Origin of the sequence: Fervidicola ferrireducens (genome assembly GCF_001562425.1) — a bacterium.
In the GTDB taxonomy this organism is placed as follows: Bacteria; Bacillota; Thermosediminibacteria; order Thermosediminibacterales; family Thermosediminibacteraceae; genus Fervidicola; species Fervidicola ferrireducens.
Genome location: NZ_LOED01000064.1, coordinates 1 through 3,709 on the forward strand (window position 1 = coordinate 1; position 3,709 = coordinate 3,709).

A 3,709-nucleotide genomic window follows, 5' to 3' on the forward strand; every position below is an offset into this window, starting at 1 on the left:
CCTCGGAGGGCAAATCAAATATCCGGGAAGGAGGCGAAAGCCTGGTCTGGGGGCCGGCTTGGCTGGAGATAAAAACAGTCAAGTTTTTTGAACCAGGGGTTTAAGTATGAGAAAATTTCTCTCTTGTCTGCTTATAATCTTCCTGCTGGGAAGTAATATAGCCTTCGGGGCCCAGAAAGAGGTCAGGGTATACGTAAACGGGGTGAACGTCTACTTCGCAGACGTGAAGCCTTACATCAATTCAGCCGGCAGGACCATGGTCCCTATGCGAAAGGTCTTTGAAGAGATGGGGGCGAAGGTAGACTGGATAGACAAGGAAAAGGCGGCGGTGTATAAGCTGGGGGGCAAGGAAGTTAAGATACGGATAGGCGAAAAGCGAGCTTTGGTGAACGGGAAATACGTCGACATAGACTCCGCCGCCGAACTGAAGAATGCAAGGACGCTGGTGCCGCTCAGGTTCATATCTGAGACCCTGGGGGCGACGGTGAAATGGGACGAAAAGAGCTGGTCGGTGTTTATTACAACCTCGAAGGAACAGCCGCTGATGAAGACGATAGAGGAGATAAAGAATTCGTCGAACTTGAAGACGATATACGTTGACGTGGGGTCTATTGAGGATGAAGAGGTGCAAAGAGGAGAAAAGCTGTATGTTGACATCATGATAATGCTGCCGGACGTATGGGGGCCGTCAAATGTGAAGCCGCTGGAGGAGCAATATAGGGATGCCAAGAAGGTTTTACTGCACTTCGTTGATGAAAAGACGGCCGATGAAGTGATTGCTTACGTGAGGCAAAAGGATACCAAAAGAAAAGAGCTACCTTTCAAGAGTTTTTACTATGGCAACTGGCGTATAGAGGCTGGAGGAAGCCTAGGTAACAGCCCGTTAATAGAAGTCTGGGTGAGGTGAAGGCGGTGAAGAAATCTTTAGGAGCCTTAGTTTCTTTTGTGTTGATTTATTTTTTGCTAATCCCTTCGGTTATGGCGAGTGACCAAACTAAAATAGAGTACCTCATAACTACCAACCGCCCCTCATGGGAAAGGCTGATAGATACACTTAATCAAGATATATACGAGAATTATCGAATTCCCAGCTACTATGGTGCTCAGAACTTAAGAGGGAAGCAGCTGAATAAAGATTTATATACGATGCGGTGCCTAATGGTCTATGGGACACCTCAAGATATCGAGAATAATGAATTGAAGAATGGCCGTTATAGATTTTTTGGTCAGACAATGAACGGCGAGGCCTATGTTAATGAGCTGTTCCCGATGGATGCTTGGAGTGGTGGTTATCTGAACGACAGGAATTGGGTCCCTGAACCCTGGAAGCATGGCGTAACCTATAGGGGCGGGGCGATAAAAAAGAACGACATAACAACCGCTATCGACTCTGACCCTACCCTCCGCCAGAAAATCAACGCAGCGATTCACACGGGCCTCACGGTTTTCTACGGCAATAAACGCAACGCAGCTTCCAGCAATCCTTTTGACAAGATTTACGACGAAACCCGGGGGGCAACGACTGACTGGGCCCAATACGTGCATATTATCCAACCCCCAACAGAATATACCTGGGGCATGGGCGTAATGTTCCACTCGCTCAACGGCAAATACTGGTATAAGACCGTCCCCATCGCACCCTTCGCTCTAGAGCTCCCCGAGCAGAAGCAGGAAAATAAGCCCCAGCCGGTCATCGATTTGATAGCCCAGCAGGGAGAGTATAACCCGGCATTGATGGTGGGTGAAAAGGATACCTATTCAGTGCTGATAAAGAACACCGGAGATGTCGCAGTAACGACCGACCTTGTGTGGAGGCAAGACGGAAAGCAAATAAAGAAGATCTCAATCACAATACCTGCAAAGGGTTACAAAGAGCACGCGATAACGTTCACAATGCCGAACGTCAAAGAAGGCACAACAATAAAGCTCGAAGCTGAGATTAACCCGGGCAGGAATAAACCCAAAAGCGAAAAAACCTTCGCCAACAACAAAGTAACCTTCCCGATAAGATGCCTTGGGCTCGACCAGCGAAAACAGACCGGCGGCAGTAACCCTTATTTGACGAAGTGAGCCGCCAAAATCGCCTTTTAAGGCCTTTTTCAGCAGCGGGGGATATAGTTATATCCCCCGCTGCTGAAAAAGGCCCTTTTAAAGGCATTTTGGGGCTTGCAGAAAACCTCTATGCCTGCTATAATCAAACTGACATAGGTGCTCCCGCCTCTCTTCGGGGTTGGGCCGGAGGGGTTAATGCCCTCCGGCCTTCAATATTTGACACACACCGGCAGTTGTGGTACAATTCAAAGCGAGGATCGTCTGTTTTTCCCCCAACCCCGAAAAGGGCAAGTACCGACCATACCTCCGAAAGGAGCAAGTCACGCCTGCTGATAAGAGTAGGTGTTTTGTCTTTAAAAGAGAGTGTAAGTCCGTCCGTTCTTCGGATGGGCTTTTGCTTTTATAAAACACCACAAAGAGAGCGAAGGAGGAGGGAGCACTTATGCGAGAGGATATCGCAGCCGAAATCCAGACCTTGCTCTCAATCCCGAGTTGGGATTGGGATGAAGGACTGGAGGAGGCACTGGAAAGGCTGGGAAGAGAGTATTTCCAAAAAAAAGGGAGGAGGGATGCTTTATGGGAGAGACCATAGCAGAAAGAATGCTAAAAATTAAACTCGTGAAACCAGATATAGATGATTACATCGAACGGCATGTAAAAAATGACCCAAGCTATACCGAGGCAGAGAAAGAGGTGATTGCAAAAAACCTTATTAAAAACCAGTACATCCTTGATGAATTGGCAAAAAACATCGTTGCTGAGTTGGAGTTAGACTGGGAGGAAGAGGAATTCCCACGGGAGGTAGAAGAATTCGCTGAAGAAGGCTGGGAGCTAGCAGAAGACGATACGGAGGATGATGATTACGAGTACGATGAAAAAGACCTGGTGCACCTTATCGGTAACATTGAAGAGGATATTGGGCTTCTAGTCGACCAGGCTATCTGGGGCGAAGAAATTACATTCGTTGGGATAGATGAAGATGATGAAGACCTCTGGTACAATGTGATCGGCGAGATGAACACGTATGTGTATATTGTCGCAATAGACACCATGGAAGCAAAAGGGGCAACTTTCTATGCCGCAGGAGCGCCTATATGGCTTAACGGAGACCCCATACCGGAAATCCATAAAGAAAGCGACGCTTTTGTCTACACCGTTAAAATGCGCAGGAAAAAGGGAGAAAAAAAAGGCTAACAAAGAAAAAGGAGAGTGATACCCTTGAAGCTCCGGGACATCCCCCAACCGGCATGGTGAAAGTGAAAGTCAGGAAAGATGGGGTGGCCGTCTATGAGGCGGTCACTCCTGCCATCCTGGCCCACATTTCCGCCATGCCGTGGATGGGCAGGGAATACGAAGTCGACTTTGAACCTCTGGAAAGGAGAGTCAACTACCCCCGCTTATAGAAGCGGGGGCTTGCCAGCAGGGGTGAACTGCTGACAGGTTTGCCACCGGCAGGTAGTTGAACGCGGGTGTGCGGCAGCGGGACCTGACGCTCCGGGACGACACTCCCAGTCCCGGGAGACAGCGGTGAAATCCCGCAGCCTTACACGGGGTGCTGCTGCACGCCTCAGGGAGACCTACCACCTTTCAAAAAGGTGCCCGGATCACAGGGCTCCTTACAGAAGGAGGAGAAAAGATGGTATTGTTCACTGCCGAC

5 protein-coding genes are annotated in these 3,709 nt (G+C 49.0%); all 5 read left to right on the top strand.

Going from position 1 to position 3,709, the window contains the following annotated elements:
* Nucleotides 1-106 precede the first annotated feature (106 nt).
* The 5 genes from AN618_RS12110 (at nucleotide 107) to AN618_RS13260 (ending at nucleotide 3,455) form a co-directional block, all read left to right on the top strand.
* Nucleotides 107-907 (top strand): copper amine oxidase N-terminal domain-containing protein, encoded by an 801-nt coding sequence (locus AN618_RS12110; protein WP_066355564.1) that lies wholly within the window; start codon nucleotides 107-109, stop codon nucleotides 905-907.
* Nucleotides 904-2,070 (top strand): Athe_2463 domain-containing protein, encoded by a 1,167-nt coding sequence (locus AN618_RS12115; RefSeq protein WP_066355565.1) that lies wholly within the window; start codon nucleotides 904-906, stop codon nucleotides 2,068-2,070. Before AN618_RS12110 ends, AN618_RS12115 begins: the two co-directional genes overlap by 4 nt.
* A 424-nt stretch (nucleotides 2,071-2,494) precedes the next feature.
* Nucleotides 2,495-2,644, top strand: coding sequence for a hypothetical protein (locus AN618_RS13255; RefSeq protein ID WP_157081757.1), 150 nt, complete (start codon nucleotides 2,495-2,497; stop codon nucleotides 2,642-2,644).
* Nucleotides 2,629-3,246: a hypothetical protein gene (locus tag AN618_RS12120; RefSeq protein ID WP_066355567.1), complete on the top strand. Its 618-nt coding sequence runs from the start codon at nucleotides 2,629-2,631 to the stop codon at nucleotides 3,244-3,246. Before AN618_RS13255 ends, AN618_RS12120 begins: the two co-directional genes overlap by 16 nt.
* Before the next feature lie 53 nt (nucleotides 3,247-3,299).
* Entirely contained in the window at nucleotides 3,300-3,455 is a 156-nt protein-coding gene (locus AN618_RS13260) for a hypothetical protein (protein WP_187694939.1), read from the top strand.
* Nucleotides 3,456-3,709 lie beyond the last annotated feature (254 nt).

Excerpts from the sequence above, each read along its gene's own strand:
- AN618_RS12110 (WP_066355564.1), top strand. The coding sequence starts at position 107 with ATGAGAAAATTTCTCTCTTGTCTGCTTATAATCTTCCTGCTGGGAAGT.
- AN618_RS13255 (WP_157081757.1), top strand. The coding sequence starts at position 2,495 with ATGCGAGAGGATATCGCAGCCGAAATCCAGACCTTGCTCTCAATCCCG.
- AN618_RS12120 (WP_066355567.1), top strand. The coding sequence starts at position 2,629 with ATGGGAGAGACCATAGCAGAAAGAATGCTAAAAATTAAACTCGTGAAA.
- AN618_RS13260 (WP_187694939.1), top strand. The coding sequence starts at position 3,300 with ATGGTGAAAGTGAAAGTCAGGAAAGATGGGGTGGCCGTCTATGAGGCG.